Origin of the sequence: Paracerasibacillus soli, assembly GCF_042432965.1 — a bacterium.
Classification (GTDB): Bacteria; Bacillota; Bacilli; order Bacillales; family Amphibacillaceae; genus Paracerasibacillus; species Paracerasibacillus soli.
In genome coordinates this window covers 183760-203914 of sequence record NZ_JBHLWL010000067.1, presented here as the reverse complement: position 1 = coordinate 203914, position 20155 = coordinate 183760, and the positions used below count along the sequence as shown (strand labels likewise).

The window sequence follows — 20155 nt, the reverse complement described above, 5'->3', positions numbered from 1 at the left end:
AAGCTTTTTACAAACAAAATTTTGTGTGTTACGGATTTAGATTGCAGAAAGGGCATAATTCTATTTAACTGTGTAATGTAATGTTAGAGTAAAATAGAAATTGCTATCTTTTGATAAAAAATGGAGCTAGTAACATATGAGGAGATTTTAAAATGAAGCAAAAAGTACTTCCAGCTTGTTCTAATATGAAAGAGTTTGAAGCTTTTCTTAAAAGTCCATACAAAATAGGTGTGTTTTTAGACTTGCATCTTTCACAGATAAAAAATGTGACAAAAATGGCAAATGCCCATCACAAAAAGTTGTTTTTGCATATGGATATGATTCATGGGCTAAAAAGTGATGAATATGCTACTGAATTTATTTGCCAAGAATACAAACCATTTGGATTAATTTCTACAAAATCTAATGTTATTGTTAAGGCAAGACAAAAAGGAGTTTTGGCAGTACAGCGAATCTTTTTATTGGATTCACATGCGTTGGAAAAAAGTTATAAGTTACTTAACAAAACTAGGCCTAATTTCATAGAGGTATTGCCGGGGGGCATGCCGGATATTATAAAAATAGTTAAGGAAAATGTTGACGTTCCAGTTTTTGCAGGCGGATTAATTCGTACAAAGGGAAATGTACAAGCTGCGTTAGATGCAGGTGCATCAGCTGTTACGACATCTAATATAGAAATTTGGGAGCACTTTTCACAAGACTATTCTATATAATCTTGGTGATTGATTTGGCGATTTGTGTAACAACAAAATGAGTATAAATGTTGACAGCGTTTTCACCTTATAATAAAATTAATATTAAGTTAATAATTTGTGAAGAGAAGTAGGAGACACACTGTAATCTTTGATTCTGTTGTTTTTCAGGACCTCAAAGAATGTATTTAGTGTGTCTTTTTTTGTTCTCTTTACACTATAGGCATTGTATATACCGTGCTTTCTATAATAATAGGGAGGAGGCATAGCTTCAAAATATCCTTCATTCTAGTATCAGAAAATATCATACATATGAAATGATATAAAGTAGGATGATTAGAATCAAATTAGTATAAAGATTAAATTTTGTAGTACAAGGGGGAAGATGATGAAAAAGCTAAGGAACCCAGTCATATGGATTGTAATCTCTTTATTATTAATTTTTGCAGGAAGTTTTACCGCGTCACAATTTAATAGCTCAAGTGGAGACGTTGATGTTTCACGGATTTACTTTGATACGCCAAGAGGGGAACTTTCAGGGTTATTGTATAAACCAGACGGGGCGGATCAAAATGCAAGACCTACCATTGTAGCAACACATGGTTATTTAAACTCTGCTGAAATGCAGGATGCCCAAGCAATTGAAATGTCTAAGCGCGGGTATGTTGTTTTAGCTTTAGACCAGTATGATCATGGCCATTCAACAGGTACGATGGAAAAGGATTCGGCTTTTTTTTCATTTTGGCCACATGCTATTTATGATGCGGTACAATATATGTACGACCAAGATTACGTTTTAAAGGATAAAGATGGAAATGGAATTATTGCTGTCTCTGGTCACTCCATGGGTGGATTTTCTTCGACGAATGCGGTTGTTTTAGATGAAATGGATTTTCAGGAGAGTGGCATACGAAAGATTTATAGTTCTTTGACTTTTGGATCGGATTACTGGTGGCTAACGGTACTTGGGTATACTCCTGAGGACATTAATCATTCGTACGGTCCGAGAACATCTGGAAAAATCGCTGCACAGTACGATGAATTCTTCTTTGATAGAGATGCAGAGATTGCTTCCCAATCTGTTGTGAAAAAAGATTACGTAGATACGGAAGAAGGGCAAGGATTTTTAGGAAATCCAGATAATCCAGAAGCTGCGAAAGTTTATGAAGTAAATGGCGGAAAGCGAGTTATTTATCAACCCGCAGAAACGCACCCTTGGAACCATTTTTCTAAAACATCAACTGCTTATGCTATCGGCTTCTATGATATGGCGTTTGCGGATTATGGGAATCTTGTAACAATTGGTGACACTGGACAATCATGGATGTATAAAGAGTTTGCATCATTTGTAGCTCTTATTGGATTTTTCCTACTCTTTGTACCGTTGATTTTATTGCTAGGGAAATTACCATTCTTTAAAAATATTTATACGGAAAAACCAGACGCACTACCAGTTCCAAAAACAACTGGAGCAAAGGTAGCAAGTTATGCAATATTAGTTTTCGGTGGCTTATTCCCAGCATTATTCTTCACTTCGTTGTACGGTGGAGATGTAACTGGCATGAGATTATTAAGACAAGTTAGTCTCGTATTGGTTATTACATTTGCGATTGTGATGATTTCTTCGCTTGTGAAAAATTCAAATAAAAACATTAAATCATGGTCGATGATTATGCTTGTTATTAGTATGATTCAATACTTCTATTTGAAGTGGCAAATGGAAATCATACCTGAATCAGCATTTTTTGGAGCACCAACGGTAAATCCAACTGTGTATTGGGCAATCAATGTAGCCATTGTCATGCTCATGCTCATGATCAGTTCCCACTTTATTGCTAAAAAACCAGAAGGAGCAACCATTGCCAATTACGGTGTGAAGGCTAGTGTGAAGACTGTTCTAACAGCGTTTGTTACAGCTGTGTTGGCTATTGGGGTTGGATATGGACTTCTTTATATCATCGATGCTGTGTTCAAAACGGACTTCCGACTTTGGACATTTGCAGTAAAAACATTTGAATGGCATCATGTGATTGCTTTGCTAAAATATGCACCACTATTCTTTATTTACTACTTTATTGCCGGAATTTCTGTCAATATGAATACGACTGGTGAGAAGTATGAAGGATTTAAAGGATATATCGTTTCTATTTTACATTTTGTGGGTGGCTTAGTCCTTTATTTGATTTATCAATATGGACTATTGTTTACAACTGGAGTTGCAGGATATCCTGCAGAATCTCTATCATCGATTATCGTAATTGGTTTGGTACCAGTGCTCGCGGTTGCTGCTGTATTCAATCGATTCCTTTATAGAAAAACAGGGAATGTCTATGTTGCAGCCTTCTTAAATACGGTACTCATGACGATGATAACAGTTGCAAACACTGCACTATATACTGTATTTTAGTTATGAATTAAAATGACGTAATATCTAAAAAGAGCAATGGGCCACTGGATGGTCCTGCGCTCTTTTTTAGAGTTAAGAAAACAATGATTCGTAGGTGACTAATAATGAAAAAATATATGCTATCTCTTGATCAAGGAACAACAAGTTCAAGAGCTATACTTTTTGATAAACAAGGAAATGTTGTTGCGAGTTCACAACACGAATTTGAACAATTTTTTCCGAAACCAGGATGGGTGGAACATGATCCAAATGAAATCTGGACTTCCATTTTAGCATGTATGGCAGATGTCATTCGTAAGGCGGATATTTTTGCCGATGAAATTGCTGGAATTGGGATAACAAACCAACGGGAAACAACGGTAGTCTGGGATAAAAAAACTGGAAAGCCAATATATAAAGCCATTGTTTGGCAATCACGCCAAACAGAAGATATTTGTCGTGATTTAAAGGAGCAAGGATACAATGATATTTTCCACGAAAGAACTGGATTACTACTTGATCCGTATTTCTCAGGTACGAAGGTAAAATGGATACTTGATCATGTTGCTGGAGCGAGAGAAAAGGCGGAAAAAGGAGATTTGCTTTTTGGCACGATTGATACTTGGTTAGTTTACAAACTTTCAGGTGGTAAAGTTCATGTTACAGATTACTCAAATGCAGCTCGTACGTTAATGTTTAATATTTATGACCTGAAATGGGACGATGATTTACTTGAAATTTTAACTGTACCAAAAAGTATGCTTCCAGAAGTACACCAGTCAAGTGAAGTGTATGCCAATACAATTGATTATCACTTTTTTGGATGTGAGGTACCGATTGCGGGAATAGCAGGAGATCAACAGGCGGCTTTGTTTGGCCAAGCATGTTTTGAAAAAGGAATGGTTAAAAATACGTACGGAACTGGTTGCTTTATGTTAATGAACACCGGTGAGGAAGGGATAAAATCCAAGCATGGCCTCCTCACAACCTTAGCATGGGGTGTTGACGGCAAAGTAGAATATGCGCTTGAAGGTAGTATTTTTGTTGCTGGTTCTGCTATTCAATGGTTACGAGATGGATTGCGTATCATAAAGGATGCATCGGAAAGTGAAAAGTATGCCGAAAAAGTAGATTCAACGGAAGGGGTTTATGTAGTACCAGCATTTGTCGGACTTGGAACACCGTATTGGGACAGTGATGCACGTGGCGCTGTATTTGGTTTAACGCGTGGTACGTCGAAAGAACATTTTATTCGTGCAACACTTGAATCGATAGCTTATCAAGCAAGAGACGTGTTGGACGCAATGGTGGCGGATTCTGGAATTGAATTAAGGTCATTACGTGTAGATGGTGGTGCAGTAAAAAATGACTTCTTAATGCAGTTTCAAAGTGATATCCTAGGTGTGCCGGTTGAACGCCCTGTCATAAATGAAACAACAGCGTTAGGAGCCGCTTATCTGGCAGGCTTGGCTATCGGTTTTTGGAAATCAAAAGATGAAATCGCTGAGCAATGGAAAAACGAGCGCACATTTACACAACGTATAACCGAAAGTCATCGTGAAGAACGTTATGATGGTTGGAAGAAAGCTGTAATGGCGACAAGGAAGTTTACGTAAGGTTTGTAAAAATCTTTGAGCCTTAGAGGACTTACCGATTCATGCGTGGTCATAGCAAACCCTAAAGTAATATTCTATTTTCTAGGCGCCAAGCACCAAAAGAATCTGGGCCCGTAGACGTTGCAAATAACTATCCAATCAGGGGCTTTCGTGCTATACTGTTAGTAAGTTAATATGATGGATGGAGATTTGTTGAGAGACCAATTCACTCTATTTCTAGCGATAGATAATAGAGAGTTTGTGGTCTCTTTTTTGTTTTTCTAATGGAGAGTTTAGGAGAGTAATAGAAAAACATCGTTAGACGTTGCACTTAAAATTTAGGAAGGGAACGATGATTTATGCAATTTTCAAATTTACAAAGAAATGAGATCAAACAAAAAATGCAAGACGAAGCTTTAGATTTACTTGTGATTGGTGGGGGGATTACTGGAGCAGGTATTGCATTAGATGCGACTACGAGAGGGATGAAAGTTGCAGTAGTGGAAATGCAGGATTTTGCAGCTGGTACATCAAGTAGATCAACGAAACTAGTTCACGGTGGACTTCGGTATTTAAAACAATTTGAAATTAAAGTAGTTGCGGAGGTTGGGAAAGAACGCGCTATTGTGTATGAAAATGGACCGCACGTAACAACGCCTGAATGGATGATGCTACCTTTTTATAAAGGGGGAACTTTTGGCCCGTTTACAACAAATATTGGTTTAAAAGTATATGATTTTCTTGCCGGTGTTAAGAAGCAGGAACGAAGGAAAATGTTAAAGCCGAATGTTGCGATGGAGCGGGAACCCTTATTAAAAAGTGAGGGAATGAAAGGTGCAGGGTATTATGTCGAATATAAAACAGATGATGCACGCCTCACGCTTGAGGTAATGAAAAAGGCAGTTGAAAAAGGAGCAGTTGCACTAAATTATATGAAGGTAACAGATCTTTTATATGAAGGTGGAAAAGTAGTAGGTGTTCAGGTACTAGATTTAACAGATGATACAGTGAGTGAAATTTACGCGAAGAAAATTGTCAACGCTGCGGGGCCATGGGTAGATACGATAAGAGAAAAGGACGGCTCTAAAAAAGGGAAAACATTGCAGTTAACAAAAGGGATTCACCTTGTATTTGATGGGGAACGGTTCCCGTTAAAACAAGCAATCTATTTTGATACACCGGATGGACGGATGATTTTCGCGATTCCTCGTGAAGGAAAAACGTATGTCGGTACTACAGATACAGTGTATGAAAGTGATATTACGCATCCAAGAATGACGGTTGCCGACCGGGATTATGTGCTCCATGCGATTGACTTTATGTTTCCCAATGTGAAAATTACAGCGGATGATGTTGAATCAAGCTGGTCTGGAGTTCGCCCATTAATCAGTGAAGAAGGCAAATCCCCTTCTGAAATTTCGCGTAAGGACGAAATCTTTGTATCCGATTCTGGGCTAATGTCGATAGCAGGGGGCAAATTAACTGGTTACCGTAAGATGGCGGAGGGTATTGTTGACCTTGTTGCAAAACAATTAAATGTCGAAGAAGGGCAGCATTATCCAGCAGCGCATACGGTGCATCTTCCGATTTCTGGAGGAGATGTCGGTGGTTCGAAGGGATTTGAGAGGTTTATCGAACAAAAACTCATAGAGGGAAAAGAAATTGGGTTAGACCAAGTCACTTCGGAAAAATTAATTAGAAGATATGGCTCAAACGTAGACATTGTATTTGATCTTTATAAAAATAATTACGAGCATGCAAAAATTGAAAAACTTGACCCGGTTGTATTGGCCATGCTTCGTTATGCTATTGACTATGAGCTAGCATATAGACCAATTGATTTCTTTATTCGCCGTACCGGAGCATTGTTCTTTAATATTAACTGGGTACAGGAATACAAACAACCCGTCATCAACCATATGGCAAAAACATTCAACTGGACAAAAGAAATCAAAGAAAACTACACCAAAGAACTCGAACAACAACTGTACGAAGCAGTACATCCTATAGAGGATGAAATCAACTAGTTTTGCATGTGTGGATAAAAATTCCATAGGTTGAAAAAATGAACATCTTTGTTTACAGAAATAAAAAAGGCTCCTATTGTAGAAGAGTGTTCCCAAATCTTCTACAAGGGAGTCAACTGTGAATAAAAGTATAGGTCATAAACAGTTAATAAGTCAATGTTTATCTAGTTTACCTACAGGGTCTTTTTCATGTCCATTGCTGAACTATGGCTATGACAAGCTTTCTGTGGATGCATGCATTAATGAAGATTCTTGTGGCTGCACAACTAGACAACTGGCAATCTTACGGGAAATGGAAGAAAAGCTTCGTGCTAACCCTGAGTTTTGCCAATCTATCAACCTTCCAAGTATAAGTGGCGTGCAATTAAGCCGTAGAATTAATGATTTACCAACTGAGCATGCACAAGCGCTTTTTCAAAGCGTAGTGCATAAAATTCAGGAGCTAACGAAGAACCATAAAGGAATAAACCCTGAATTAGGACGTTTAAAGATTATTGATTCACGCATATCAAGCTCCCACTAGAGCTCTGTGATTGAGCATTCGTCACCAATTCCATTGATAACAATAATTGTTATAGTATACTGTGAAGTTATTATAAAACTTGCATGGTTTTTTATTCATGCAAGACCAACTAATCTGACCCCTTCAAAAACCACACAAGGCCAAATATTCTAAATTATATAATTTGCGCTTTGCGTTATGTTGTGTAATATGGTACTATTAACCTATAAAAATAGGGTAGAAATATAGGTAATTAGTTTCATTTATACAGAAGGTGTAATGTGCAAAAATCTTATGTACAAATGAACTTAGCAAATCTAAATGAATTAGTATATCTTATTTTATGATATTCATTTAATAGCGGAGAAAAAGAAAGAAAAATACGCATCATAACATGAGGAAGTGAGATTTACTAAAGTTTCCTATCAAAATTTAACGAATAAAATAATTTCATAAAACATCATATACTTCCATCAAGCCGCAATTATTTGCTAAAAAGGAAACACGATATCATGTATCAAAATCAACCTAAATATACAAGGTTAGTTTGTTTTCGTATATCTTTTTGGCTGATTATATAGAAATGTATTGTGTGTTACATGAGGGGATGAGAAATATGATGAAATTTGAAGAACTAATGGAGCAGAATGGAAAGCGATTTTGCTATCATCAGCATAATCTGCGGCAATGTAATAGTAAAACGGATGAATTTTACGTAAAGGATTTATATATTTTATGCGTCGCTTATCATAAATATAAACTGATGAGGGGCCCGCTTTCTACCTACTTTAATTACTTGTTTCAAAGGAGATGATTGATTGTCATCATCTCCCCTTCAGACGTGATCAGCCCCCATGATGAAAGGTGATGTAATAAGATGAGATATGTAAAATTTCAGGATTATATTCAGGCCATGCAAAGTTTATGTTCCAATCGCAAACTCACCAAACAAGATTTACTAAACCGTAAATTTTTAATTGAAACGGATAAGAATTTGAGTATGTATTATGCACCACATAATGATTATATCAATCGACATGCGAAAATTGTTATCGTTGGGATTACCCCAGGTTGGCAACAAATGAAAGTAGCCTATGAGCAAGCCGTTAAAAGTATTCAGCTTGGACATAGTCAAGAGCATGTAACGAAACATGCCAAAGTTGCAGCAAGTTTTACAGGAAGCATGCGAAAAAATATTATCACGATGCTTGATCAATGTGGTGTACCGGAGAAACTTCATATCAATCGTTCAGCAACCTTATTTGAGGAAAATCGGTCATTACTTCATACTACTTCTATAATAAAATATCCCACCTTCTATCATGAAAAAAATTATACGGGCTATCAACCGACAATTAAACAATCTACATTATTATCCACATATGTGAATGAGGTTTTTCCAGAAGAGTTATGTGAAATGTACGAAAAAGTCATTGTTATTCCGCTTGGAAAAGTGGTGGAACAAACTTTAAAGCAGTTGGTTAACGATAAGAAGATACCAGATCACACGTATCTTTATGGATTTCCACATCCATCAGGAGCGAATGGACATCGAAAAAAACAATTTGAAACAAATAAAGAACAGCTAGCAAAGCTTTTATTGGGGTCTGACCCCATATGAAACCCAATAAAAGCTTCCTACAAAGACTGCCCCCCCGATTAAGTTTCCTAAAAAGACAGCTCCAAAGTTAAAAAGATAGTCAATCCAGTTAAAATATCCGGCAAAAATAGCAGCAGGAATGATAAACATATTGGCAACGACGTGTTGGAAGCCAATAGCGACAAAGGCCATGATCGGAAACCAGATGCCAATCACTTTACCTGCAATATCATTCGCAGCATAGGCTAACCATACTGCTAGACAAACAAGCCAATTTGCTCCAATACCAGAAACAAATGCCTTGGGAAAAGATTCGCTAATCTTACTACCCGCAACGGATATTGTCCTTTCTAAATATGGCCCAGTTTCCGTTAGGCCAAGAACATGTCCAAAAAAATAAGCAACAAACAAAGCGCCAATAAAGTTACTAATCGTAATGATTGTCCAGTTTCTAATGATATGTGATGTTGTTATTTTTTTCGCTAGTCTTGCTGTTATTAATGTCATCATATTTCCGGTTAAAAGTTCACCACCAGCGATAATTACAAAGATTAGTCCAAGTGGAAAAACCCCCGCACCAATTAAGACCGACACTGATCCCCAAATATCTTGTGGAAGCTCCGCTGTTACGCGAATATATAGTAAAAAGCCAAGGGAAATATAAGCCCCAGCTAAAAATCCTAATAGAAGCGTACGTAATATAGAAAGGCGAGTTTTCCATTTCCCAGTATGAGCCGCAATCTCTACTATTCTCTCAGGAGAATTAAACGCCAATGTATCCACCTCGTTTATTGGGGTCAGCCCCCCTACAAAAAGCAATCTAATAGAGTATATGATAATACTAGCAATTTTATAACTAAAAGGAGTGTCCACAATATGGCAAGAAAACCACGTGTTTGGTATCCGGGCGCGATGTATCACATAACTTCTCGAGGAAATCGACAAAATGCATTGTTTTATGATGAGAAAGATTATCAGAAGTATTTAGATATATTAGAAGAAACGCGCGCTACCTATCCATTTTATCTACATACATATTGCCTCATGACCAATCATATCCACCTCCAATTAGAAACGATAGATCATCATACAAAGGACATTATGAAAATGCTGAATTCCAAGTATGCAATGTATTTTAACAGGCGTCATGACTATATTGACCATGTTTTTCAAGGACGTTATGGCGCAAAACTAATAGAGTCAAAGGACTATAAACTAGATGTGAGCCGATATATTCATTTAAATCCAGTGGAAGCAAAGATGGTCAGCACGCCAAGTGAGTACCTTTGGAGTAGTTATGCAGCATATATCTCAAATAAGGAAAACCCGCACATTCGAACGGATAAAATTTTAAAATATTTGGACGAACCTGTAAAAGAAAACTATCAAAAGTTTGTAGAAGAGAAAGATGAGGGGTCTGACCCCCTGCCGATATTTGAAAAAGAGAAAGATTGAAGAAGCCCGAAATGATTTTCTTGATATAGCAAATAAAAATGTTAAAGGAATGACAAAAACGTAGTATGTGAATAGGTTGTGTTTTTTCCCCCATGAAGTGCTTATGTGGAATGATATGGCTGCTGTACCTTTATAATTTTATAGAAAGGGGATGAGGTACAGGCGGTGCTTAGCTTATTTGATCATGTACGTTAATAACGGTGAAGAGCTGTTTTAGAGGGCTCTCATTCTTGAGAGTCCTCTAGCCCTTTTCTAATAAGTGTTCTAATTGCTTCATTTCTCGTTCTAATTCTGTTATCTTCTTTGAATTCTTTTATCTTTTTAAGTAAATCTTCTGGCAACATCACAAACATACTGGTGGTCCTATTCTTAATTGGCATATGCTCACCTCATATTAAGTATGGCGCATAAACCCTGTTATAGCAAGGATTAGACATTATCCTTGTGAAGCAATACACAAGGGGTCTGACCCCATTAATAAAATATAGCTTGTGGGAGGAAGGCGGATACGAGTGTGTTTGGTGTGTTGACGATTTCGCTAATGCGTAGGTCAACTGCAACACTACAGAGCATATATGCTTCTTGCTCGCTCATTTTATACGTGTCGACTAAATGTTCAATCATGTAGCGAATAGCGTGTTGTGATGCCTGATAAATATCTTCGCCGTGTCCTGTTGTGACATAGTATCCATTACTGTCTGCTTCGGGAGTCGGTGGCCCAGGAATTTCGTATCGTGGCCCTTGAATTGTTTTACCTTTGTGCAATTTAAAACGAACTGTCGTTTCTATTGACGCCTCGACAGCGGTACCACAAACTTCGCCATCACCTTGTGCAGCATGTGTATCCCCGATGGAAAATAGTGCCCCTTCCACCCAAACAGGAAGATAAAGCTTTGTTCCTCGGATAAGATGCCGTATATCCATATTCCCCCCATTTTTCCTTGGGGGTAAAATACTGTGGCTTCCAGGCTCGGGTAAGGCAACACCGACAGTACCCGGAAATGGTTTTAGAAATAGATCGATTCCATCCAAAAATTCAAATCTATTTCGTTTTGTTAAGTCAAATGTTTTAAATGCTGGCTCTTTAAAATCATCTGCTAGTAGTCCGAGACCAGGAACTAAAGCCGTCCAGCCCCATTCAAGCTGACGGAAATCAATCATTTCAATTTCAAGTGTATCCCCGGGCTGTGCACCTTTAATATAGATTGGCCCAGCCACAGGATTTATTTTATTGAAATCGAGTTTCATCACGTCAGCAGCTGTCGAGTTTTTGGTAAATTGTCCACCAGAAGCATCTGTAATTTCATATGTAATGGTCTGTCCTGAATCTACTTCAGCAATTGGCTTTAAAGCGTGATCCCAACTGTAATGGCTATGGGATTTGAAATCGTGAATGGTCATATAAGGATGATGGTGGTGAATTGTCATATTAATCCGCTCCCTTTAGAAATTTTAGATTAATAATATACTAGATAATATCGCAGCATAATACAAGTAAATGTGCATGGTTTCTAAGAGATATTGGGGTCTGACCCCACATGAAATATTATTACATGATATAAAATAAATATTAATTTAATATTTCATTTTTTGTTATGTTGTGGTATTATATGAAATAAAATAATATATTAGAAAAGTTTCAATAAAGGTAAAATGTTATTTCTGTTATTTGGATTTATTTTTAAAATTTATCGTAAGTTACTAGCTATATGATCCATTTCATAGGTTCGCAGGGATTCAAGATCATGAGTGGGGAGCTAATAACGAGTAAAGGTCAGATTAGTTTGACTAACAATCAATGGAAGAATGACGCAAACTTCCATTGATTCATGTAGCACATAATAGTAAACGCTTTCAGGATTTGTCATAAAAAGGATTATCAAGTGTATAAGTTGTTACAGCAATTCCAATCTTTGGTGTGAGGAAAACTAGCTACTTTGAAATCCAAAATCCAGAAATCCAGAAATCCAGAAATCCAAAATCCAGAAATCCAGAAATCCAAAGTCCAGAAATCCCAAAACTTTAGAATCCTAAAATCTAGCCTGTCGTGTTTTCTTACATGCATAGCTGAACCGAATGGTAATGATAACGGATCATGAAGCCCGTACATGATGCGATAAATTTCCAGAATTCCAAAAACCGTAAAGGAGGTGAGGTAAAAAACACTCATAACATAAAAACAAGGAGGATATGGTATTTATTTCATCATACTCCAATCCTAAGCATCAGCGTTTTTTTCAAACAGCAATTTTATTGCCATTGTTAAGTAAGTCAAAATGTTTACCATCTAAAGGTAATGGGTGGGCGAGAGAAAATATTGTGGGGAGGTTTTTTAGTGAAACAGTTTAAAAAAGTAATGTTACTAATGTTTTTGGCCTTTTTGTTACTTCTTGCAGCATGTAATAAAGATAGCAAGCAGGAGTCAAAAGTTGGTAATGAGGAATCATTAAAGAATTTAAATAAAACGGATATGCCTATTGTAAAAGAGGAAATCGAGTTAAATATTTTTGCGGGAAAATCTGCGACAACAGCAGATGATTGGAATGATGTTTTACTATTAAATGAATATGAAAAAATGACGAATATGAAAATTAAATGGAATCAAGTTCCAGCAGATGGTTTGGAAGAAAAGCGGAATTTAGCTTTGGCGAGTGATGATTTGCCAGATGTATTTTATGCTGCAAATATTCCAGTATCAGATATCCAAAAGTATGGTGCACAAGGGACATTCATTCCGCTTAATGACTTAATTGAGGAGTATGCACCAAATATTGCCAAAGTGTTAGATGAAAATCCAGATATTAAAAAAGGTTTAACATTCCCAGATGGAAATATTTATTCCATTCCAACTGTTTACTCACCAGAATTTACTTCATTATTAACTGGTGCGAAAGGCTGGATAAACGGGGAATGGTTGAAAAAGTTAGGGATGGATAATCCGGAAACAACTGAAGAATTCTATGCGTATTTGAAGGCTGTGAAAGAAACAGATTTGAACGGGAATGGGGAACATGATGAAATTCCGTTAAGTAGTGTTGCGCAAATGTCGCGTATTATACACTGGATTTCAGGTGCATTTGGCGTACAAAACAAAGGACAGTTACATACGCTCGTGGACGAGGATCCAGAATCTAGTGATATCCGCTTCTTCCCGATTACTGATCCATATAAAGAAATGCTGAAATATTTGAATCGACTATACGAAGATGAACTTATCGAACAAAATATTTACTCTCTTGAAGTTGATCAACATTTAGCAAATGCAGCTGCAGATCGTTACGGTGCAGTGCAATTCTATAATCCTATTGAATTGTATGGAGAAGAAATAGGTGGACAGTTTATTCCAGGTAATGCTTTGGAAGGCCCAGATGGAACAAAAATGTATACAGGGATTACGTCACCACTACGCTCATTAGGAAACTTCCTTATTACGAAAGTAAACGAAAATCCCGAAGCAACTTTACGTTGGATTGACTATTTTTGGACAGATGAAGGATCAAAAATGTTCTTCATGGGGATTGAAGGCGTGACATATGAGGAAACAGCGGAAGGTCCGAAATTGAAAGAAGAAATTACAAATCATCCGGATGGTTTAACATTAACGCAAGCACTTGCTGAATACATCATTAATCCAGGTGGTAACCATCCTGTAATGGTTACGGACGATTACTTTACTGGTTCTGAAAATGCGCCTACGGATAAAGAAGCAACAGAAAACTTAATGCCTTACTTAATTGATGAAGTATGGCCTAGCTTTACGTATACACCAGAAGAAAATGAGAAAATGGCGATTTTAGAAACAGACTTATCAAAATATGTAAGTGAAATGCAAGCACAATTTATTACAGGCGAAGCAGACTTTTCAGAATGGGATGCGTATGTCGAACAAATTGAAAAAATGCGTTTAGATGAGTATATGGAAATACAAAAAGAAGCTTATAAACGGTATAAGAGCAACTAATATAAAAATAAAACATGCAAGGAAGAAAGGATTAGTGGCTGGATATATTCCGGCCACTAATTAATAGGAGGGTAGTCAGTATGAAACATGGAAAAGCAGAAGTAACCACTCCTGTCCCAACGAAATTTCATATATTTAGGCGAAACTTTAAAAGAAACTGGCAAATTTATTTATTTCTCATTCCGGCGGCAATTTATTTTATCGTTTTTCATTATGTACCGATGTATGGGGTACAAATTGCGTTTAAGAACTTTATTGCAACGGATGGAATTTGGGGAAGTCCATTTGTAGGATTTGATCATTTTACAAGGTTTTTTGACTCGTATTATTTTTGGCGGTTATTAAAAAATACGCTTATCTTAAGTGGTTACCAATTATTATTATTCCCACTTCCAATCATTTTGGCGCTATCTTTACATGAAGTAAGGAATAAGTATTTTAAAAAATGGACGCAAACGTTAACGTATGCACCCCATTTTATATCCGTCGTTGTAGTGGTAGGGATGATTGTAATCTTTTTAGACCCGACAACAGGTTTAGTAAATCGGATTATGGTTGCAATGGGTGGCGAGCCGATTCCATTTTTAACAAGCCCGTCTTGGTTTAGACATGTTTTTACATGGTCTGGTGTTTGGCAAACGTTAGGTTGGGGTTCCATTATTTACTTAGCGGCATTATCGGGCGTAAACCCGGAGTTACATGAAGCAGCGAAAGTTGATGGGGCTACGCGTATGCAAAGAATTATACATATTAATATTCCAAGTATTTTGCCGACAATTATTGTGTTATTTATATTGAATATTGGCAGCTTTATGACTGTCGGTTTTGAAAAAGTTTTATTAATGCAAAACGACTTGAATGCCCCGACTTCTGATGTTATTCAGACATTTGTATATCAAACTGGATTATTAGAAGGACAATATAGCTTTGCGGCGGCAATTGGTTTATTCGACTCTGTTATTAACATTACATTACTCGTTGTGTTTAACTATGTTGCGAGAAAAACGAGTGACAATAGTCTGTGGTAGGAGGTGTCAATCATGTCAAAATCCGGCATGTCAGATAAAACATTTGAAATAATAAACAATATATTTTTAACGGTCATACTCATTATTGTCGTCTATCCGTTACTATTTGTATTAAGTGCATCCATTAGTGATCCTCAAGCTGTAAGTTCAGGGAAAATGTGGTTATGGCCTGTGGATATTACATTTAAAGGGTATGAACGTGTTTTTGCGGATCATTCCATTTGGCGTGGATATGGCAACACAATTTTATATACAATTGTTGGAACGGCGATTCACTTATTCGTGCTATTACCGTGTGCTTATGCGTTATCACGGAAAGAATTAATGGGTAAGAAATTTATTTTATGGTTTATTTTATTTACGATGCTATTTAATGGTGGACTCATACCGACATATTTAGTAATTAAGTCACTAGGTATGCTCGATACGATGTGGGCAATTGTCATTCCAAACGTCGTCGGTGCCTGGTCGATTTTAGTTGCGCGTGCATTTTTTCAACAAAGCATTCCTGATCAATTAGTGGAGGCTTCCAAAATTGATGGTGCATCTGATCTTTATATTTTTATGCGAATTGTTTTACCTTTGTCGATTCCAATTATTGCGGTAATGGCACTATTTCATGCAGTGAATTTATGGAATCAATATTTTAACGCGCTCATTTATTTATCAGACCGAAGTAAGTATCCATTGCAATTAATTTTGCGGGAAATACTCGTTGTCAATCAAATGCAATTAAATGACCCAACCGGTGGTGGTGCAGAGTCGTTAGTGGATCAAGTCAAAACAGCAGGGCTTATTAAATATGCAGTCATTATTGTATCCTCTCTACCATTACTATTAGTTTATCCATTTATCCAACGCTTTTTTGTGCAAGGTGTATTAATTGGATCCATTAAGGAATGATATTGTCATTTTGAAAAAAGTATCCAAAAAGACTGGTATGATTCAGTCCTTTTTGAATAAAAATGTGTAGGCAATCAAGATAACACTAGGAGGTACAGCAATGAATGGGTTTGTAGCTGGTTATTATCGTGTTTCAGTTTGGGTGACCCGATTTGCATATTTAAACTTGTTATGGATTGGATTTTCAGCACTTGGGCTCCTATTCGTTACATTTTTTCCGGCAACTGCAGCAATGTTTGCAGTCGTTAGAAAATGGACGAATAAAGAAACGGATATCCCGATTTTTCAAACCTTCTGGCATGCTTTTCGGAAGGAGTTTGTGAAAAGTAATGTATTAGGTTATATCCTCCTTATCATCGGATATTTGTTAACCATTGAGTTTCAAATATTGCGCTCACAAGAACATGTCACATATTTAATCGCGAGTTACGGTGTGATTGGGTTATTTCTTATGTATGCCATTATTTTGCTCTATGTATTTCCAATGTTTTCTCACTTTCATTTAAAAATTACTGGCTATATAAAATGGGCATTCATGGTTGGCTTTGGGCACCCGATTTTAACAATTTTCTTACTAGGGATCACAATTGCAATCCAATATTTTGCATTTGCTACGATTCCGATATTGTTATTTTTCTTTGGTGGAAGTGTGACAGCATATATTTTAATGTGGGGCACTTCGCTTGTCATCTATAAATATGAAAAGGTAGAAGTATAAAATTTCTTTGCTTGCGAGTACGATAAATGAAGATATGTGATATGGAGAAAAAAGGCAAATACTTTTATCGGAATGTACAGAAAGGCTGGTAGCTTTAAGCAATAGGAAAGAACAATATCTCATATACAAGTAGGTTGATAAAGAATGGAAAAACTAAAAACTTTAACAACGGAACAGCGGAATGAAAGTTCCATGCATATCGATCATTTACCGACGATGGATATTTTAAAAATAATAAATGAAGAGGATAGAACCGTGACAGAGAAGGTGCATGAAGTATTACCGGAAATCGGCAAAACGATTGATGTACTTTGTCAATCAATGAAAAAAGGCGGTAAATTATTTTATGTCGGAGCTGGTACGAGTGGTCGCATTGGTATATTAGATGCTGTAGAGTGTCCACCTACATTTAGTACGCCACCGGATTTGATTCAAGCGGTGATGGCTGGTGGTGATGGCGCATTTAGGCAGGCTGTTGAAGGTGCAGAAGATGATGAAGCGCAAGGAGCAGCGGATTTACAAGAAAGAGGCGTGACAGAACTCGATGTTGTCATTGGTATTGCTGCGAGTGGTCGGACACCTTATGTTGTAGGCGCACTGAAACATGCGCAAGAGATCGGGGCTACGTCAGTCAGTTTAACGAGTAATAAACATGCGAAAATAAGTCGCTATGCTGATATCAAAATAGAAGTGTTAACGGGACCCGAAATATTAACCGGATCTACAAGATTAAAAGCTGCTTCTGCACATAAGTTGATTTTAAATATGATTACAACGACAACGATGATAAAAATTGGCAAAGTATATGAAAATTTAATGGTAGATGTAAAAGTGAGTAATTATAAGTTGAAAGAACGGGCAAAAAGTATCATTAGTACGATTACATCTGTTTCAAATGAGGAAGCGGAAAGGGTGTTGAACGAAACGAATCATGAAGTAAAACCTGCTATCGTCATGTTAAAAACAGGCGTTTCCTATGCCGAGGCGAGACAACTGATAGCGCAAGCAGAAGGTTTTGTTCATCAAGCCATTGCTTTAGTTGATGAAACAAAAAAGTAATTAGAAATTAATCTGGTCCTACTTCTAGACTAAACGAATTATTCGTTCAAAGGAAGTTGTTGTATGGAAAAAAAGCAATTACTATTGGATGATTTTACACATGGGGATTTATCAAGATATGAAAAGAATACTACTTTTGTGCGCACATACCAGTTAGCAATAAGTGACACACATGTAAAGGGTGGGAAAAGTTTACAATTAAGCTATCATTTTGGTGGTTGGACTGCTGGAAATGGTGCGATGTATATCATTTTCAAGGACAATCTTATAACAAAATCTAGACCATTAAAACTAGGAATGTGGGTACATGGAGACGGAAAATCCCCATGGTTAAGAGCCGTGATTGTGGATGGAGAGGGTCAACGAAAAACAATCAATCTAACGGATGGAAACATTGACTGGTTTGGCTGGAAATATGTTGATGCACCATTAGATGCGACTTGGCCCTTGCCATTCACACTAGAAAAAATATATGCAGTGGAAATTGATAAGTCACTTGTTGGAAATGCAGATTACAAAGGTGACATTTATTTTCAACAAATTCGTTTCGTATACATAGATGATGAGGATTTAACCGGACCGACATTTCATCATGTTTACCCGAAAGAAAATGTGATGTATCGACGGGCATTTGTACTATCTGTTCAAGTTAGCGATGATAAATCTGGAGTTGATCCGACAACCATTCGTATGCTTGTAAATGGTAAACTCGTAAAACATGCGTATGATGCGAATGAAAGGATCGTTTCATATCATTTTCGAGATTTGGATGAAGGATTGCTCCATATCATGATAACTGCAAAAGATAAAGCAGGGAATATTTCCCTCCCGGGTGTGGACAAAAAGCTTTGGATTGATTTAAGTCCAGATACGAAAAGTCCCGTCATCTCACAAATGACACCGACACAATATGAAATATGTTATACGACAACACCACGAATTACGTTTCATGCGATAGATGAACAAAGTGGAATCGATGAAAATGACATTACAATTACCTTAAATGGGGAACGATTGCACGTTACATATGATGAAAAAACAGGGTGGGGGTACAGTCTTCCTGAAAAAAAGTTGCGTGATGGAGAACATGTTTTACGGATTACCGCGCAGGATCGAGCAGGAAATACATGCAGTCCAATCGAAAGACGGTTTTTTATACGTGAGATACAAGCACCTATTAACACGGAAAATTTCCGGATTGCAGTGATACCTGATACACATGCAGTAGCGTATGCAGCGTTTGTCTTTCAGCATATTGCAAACGAAGACGTCTCTTTTGTCATGCATATGGGTGATATGGTGGATGCCGGCATAAATGAAGAATATGAGCAATTTATCAAGGCAACTTCCTTATTACAAAATAAGAGATTACTAGCTGTTGCTGGAAATCATGAGGCATTTCAAGGGAATCTAGATTTATTTATGTCGCATTTTGGATCCCCCACATACCATTTAGAATATGGAAATACGTTATTCATCGTGCTTCATTCGGCTTATGACCAAAGTATGAGTCAATCTGATGCAACACAATTGCATTATGTGGCTACGCTACTAGCACGTACAAATAAGAAAAGTATTGTGATCGCGACCCATGTCCCGGTAAAAGATACGTTTGGCACAGCACATGAAATGGAGCAAGAAGATGCCGGCAAATTTAAAAATCTATTACGTGATTTTAAACAGAAAAATCAAGACGTATCCATTACAGTTCTTTTTGGTCACCTTCATGTATTAAACATGTGGGAACAAGATGGCGTGCATTATGTAATTACAGGTAATGCGGCACCAAAAGGTTATGTTACAAAAGAGCGTGGGAATATCCATGGTTACGGAATATTGCACATTACCCCGTCGGGAATCACTTATGAATTTAAACCTTTCGTAATGGGCTTGGAAATTTTCACGAAACATGCAGCTGCCATGAATTATTTCAAAATCAAACAGGGAGAGAAGCTTCGCTTACATGTCCGGGGGTATTTTCAAATGTTAGACGTGCAATATGATGTTGATTTAATAGATTTTCCAGCCATTACAATGAAATGGAAATCTAGTCACGAGCATATTGCATCAGTAGATATGTGTGGAGTCTTATATGCCAAGGAAAAGGGAACGACGCAAGTAACAGTTTCAATCGTTGGAAAGACAACGACGGCTACGATAGAAGTAATGTAGTGGACCGTTTGTAGAGAAATAACGTATGCTATTGCATGCAGGGACATATGTGTGTGA

General features: G+C 37.1%; 16 protein-coding genes. 13 read left to right on the top strand and 3 right to left on the bottom strand.

What is annotated here, in order from left to right; all coding sequences use genetic code 11:
* Positions 1 to 152: 152 nt before the first annotated feature.
* The 6 genes from ACFFIS_RS17740 (at position 153) to ACFFIS_RS17715 (ending at position 8823) form a co-directional block, all read left to right on the top strand.
* Positions 153 to 713, top strand: coding sequence for a glycerol-3-phosphate responsive antiterminator (locus tag ACFFIS_RS17740; protein WP_320379975.1), 561 nt, complete (start codon positions 153 to 155; stop codon positions 711 to 713).
* Between the two features lie 367 nt (positions 714 to 1080).
* Positions 1081 to 3099 carry an alpha/beta fold hydrolase gene (locus ACFFIS_RS17735; RefSeq protein ID WP_390188592.1) on the top strand — a complete coding sequence of 673 codons (2019 nt, stop codon included), beginning with the start codon at positions 1081 to 1083 and terminating at the stop codon, positions 3097 to 3099.
* 104 nt (positions 3100 to 3203) lie between these two features.
* Positions 3204 to 4694, top strand: a complete 1491-nt coding sequence (gene glpK / locus ACFFIS_RS17730; RefSeq protein ID WP_390188591.1) for a glycerol kinase GlpK — start codon at positions 3204 to 3206, stop codon at positions 4692 to 4694.
* Positions 4695 to 5032: 338 nt separating this feature from the next.
* The gene (locus tag ACFFIS_RS17725; protein WP_320379971.1) at positions 5033 to 6700 is read left to right on the top strand and encodes a glycerol-3-phosphate dehydrogenase/oxidase; all 1668 of its coding nucleotides are present in this window, start codon (positions 5033 to 5035) and stop codon (positions 6698 to 6700) included.
* Between the two features lie 118 nt (positions 6701 to 6818).
* A complete protein-coding gene (locus ACFFIS_RS17720) occupies positions 6819 to 7223 on the top strand; it encodes a hypothetical protein (RefSeq protein ID WP_320379970.1) in 405 nt (134 codons plus the stop codon).
* An 856-nt stretch (positions 7224 to 8079) separates the two neighbouring features.
* Positions 8080 to 8823 (top strand): hypothetical protein, encoded by a 744-nt coding sequence (locus ACFFIS_RS17715; RefSeq protein ID WP_390188588.1) that lies wholly within the window; start codon positions 8080 to 8082, stop codon positions 8821 to 8823.
* Here the strand turns inward: ACFFIS_RS17715 and ACFFIS_RS17710 are convergent.
* Positions 8800 to 9576, bottom strand: a complete 777-nt coding sequence (locus tag ACFFIS_RS17710) for a formate/nitrite transporter family protein (RefSeq protein ID WP_390188586.1) — start codon at positions 9574 to 9576, stop codon at positions 8800 to 8802. The two genes, ACFFIS_RS17715 and ACFFIS_RS17710, sit on opposite strands and share 24 nt — an antisense overlap.
* Before the next feature lie 102 nt (positions 9577 to 9678).
* On the opposite strand from ACFFIS_RS17710, the gene ACFFIS_RS17705 reads away from it, so the two are divergent.
* Entirely contained in the window at positions 9679 to 10257 is a 579-nt protein-coding gene (locus ACFFIS_RS17705) for a transposase (RefSeq protein WP_390188585.1), read from the top strand.
* A 224-nt stretch (positions 10258 to 10481) separates the two neighbouring features.
* Here the strand turns inward: ACFFIS_RS17705 and ACFFIS_RS17700 are convergent, their stop codons facing one another.
* Complete coding sequence (locus tag ACFFIS_RS17700; RefSeq protein ID WP_320379966.1) at positions 10482 to 10637, bottom strand: ribbon-helix-helix domain-containing protein; 156 nt, start codon at positions 10635 to 10637, stop codon at positions 10482 to 10484.
* Positions 10638 to 10731: 94 nt separating this feature from the next.
* Positions 10732 to 11685, bottom strand: coding sequence for an acetamidase/formamidase family protein (locus tag ACFFIS_RS17695; RefSeq protein ID WP_390188583.1), 954 nt, complete (start codon positions 11683 to 11685; stop codon positions 10732 to 10734).
* A gap of 907 nt (positions 11686 to 12592) precedes the next feature.
* On the opposite strand from ACFFIS_RS17695, the gene ACFFIS_RS17690 reads away from it, so the two are divergent.
* The 6 genes from ACFFIS_RS17690 (at position 12593) to ACFFIS_RS17665 (ending at position 20098) form a co-directional block, all read left to right on the top strand.
* Positions 12593 to 14218 carry an extracellular solute-binding protein gene (locus ACFFIS_RS17690; protein ID WP_390188581.1) on the top strand — a complete coding sequence of 542 codons (1626 nt, stop codon included), beginning with the start codon at positions 12593 to 12595 and terminating at the stop codon, positions 14216 to 14218.
* 80 nt (positions 14219 to 14298) lie between these two features.
* Positions 14299 to 15246 (top strand): ABC transporter permease, encoded by a 948-nt coding sequence (locus tag ACFFIS_RS17685; RefSeq protein WP_390188579.1) that lies wholly within the window; start codon positions 14299 to 14301, stop codon positions 15244 to 15246.
* Between the two features lie 12 nt (positions 15247 to 15258).
* Entirely contained in the window at positions 15259 to 16149 is an 891-nt protein-coding gene (locus ACFFIS_RS17680) for a carbohydrate ABC transporter permease (protein WP_390188577.1), read from the top strand.
* Positions 16150 to 16249: 100 nt separating this feature from the next.
* A complete protein-coding gene (locus ACFFIS_RS17675; RefSeq protein WP_390188575.1) occupies positions 16250 to 16867 on the top strand; it encodes a YesL family protein in 618 nt (205 codons plus the stop codon).
* Positions 16868 to 17011: 144 nt separating this feature from the next.
* Positions 17012 to 17926, top strand: a complete 915-nt coding sequence (murQ, locus tag ACFFIS_RS17670; protein WP_390188574.1) for an N-acetylmuramic acid 6-phosphate etherase — start codon at positions 17012 to 17014, stop codon at positions 17924 to 17926.
* Positions 17927 to 17989: 63 nt separating this feature from the next.
* A complete protein-coding gene (locus ACFFIS_RS17665) occupies positions 17990 to 20098 on the top strand; it encodes a metallophosphoesterase (RefSeq protein WP_390188573.1) in 2109 nt (702 codons plus the stop codon).
* Positions 20099 to 20155 lie beyond the last annotated feature (57 nt).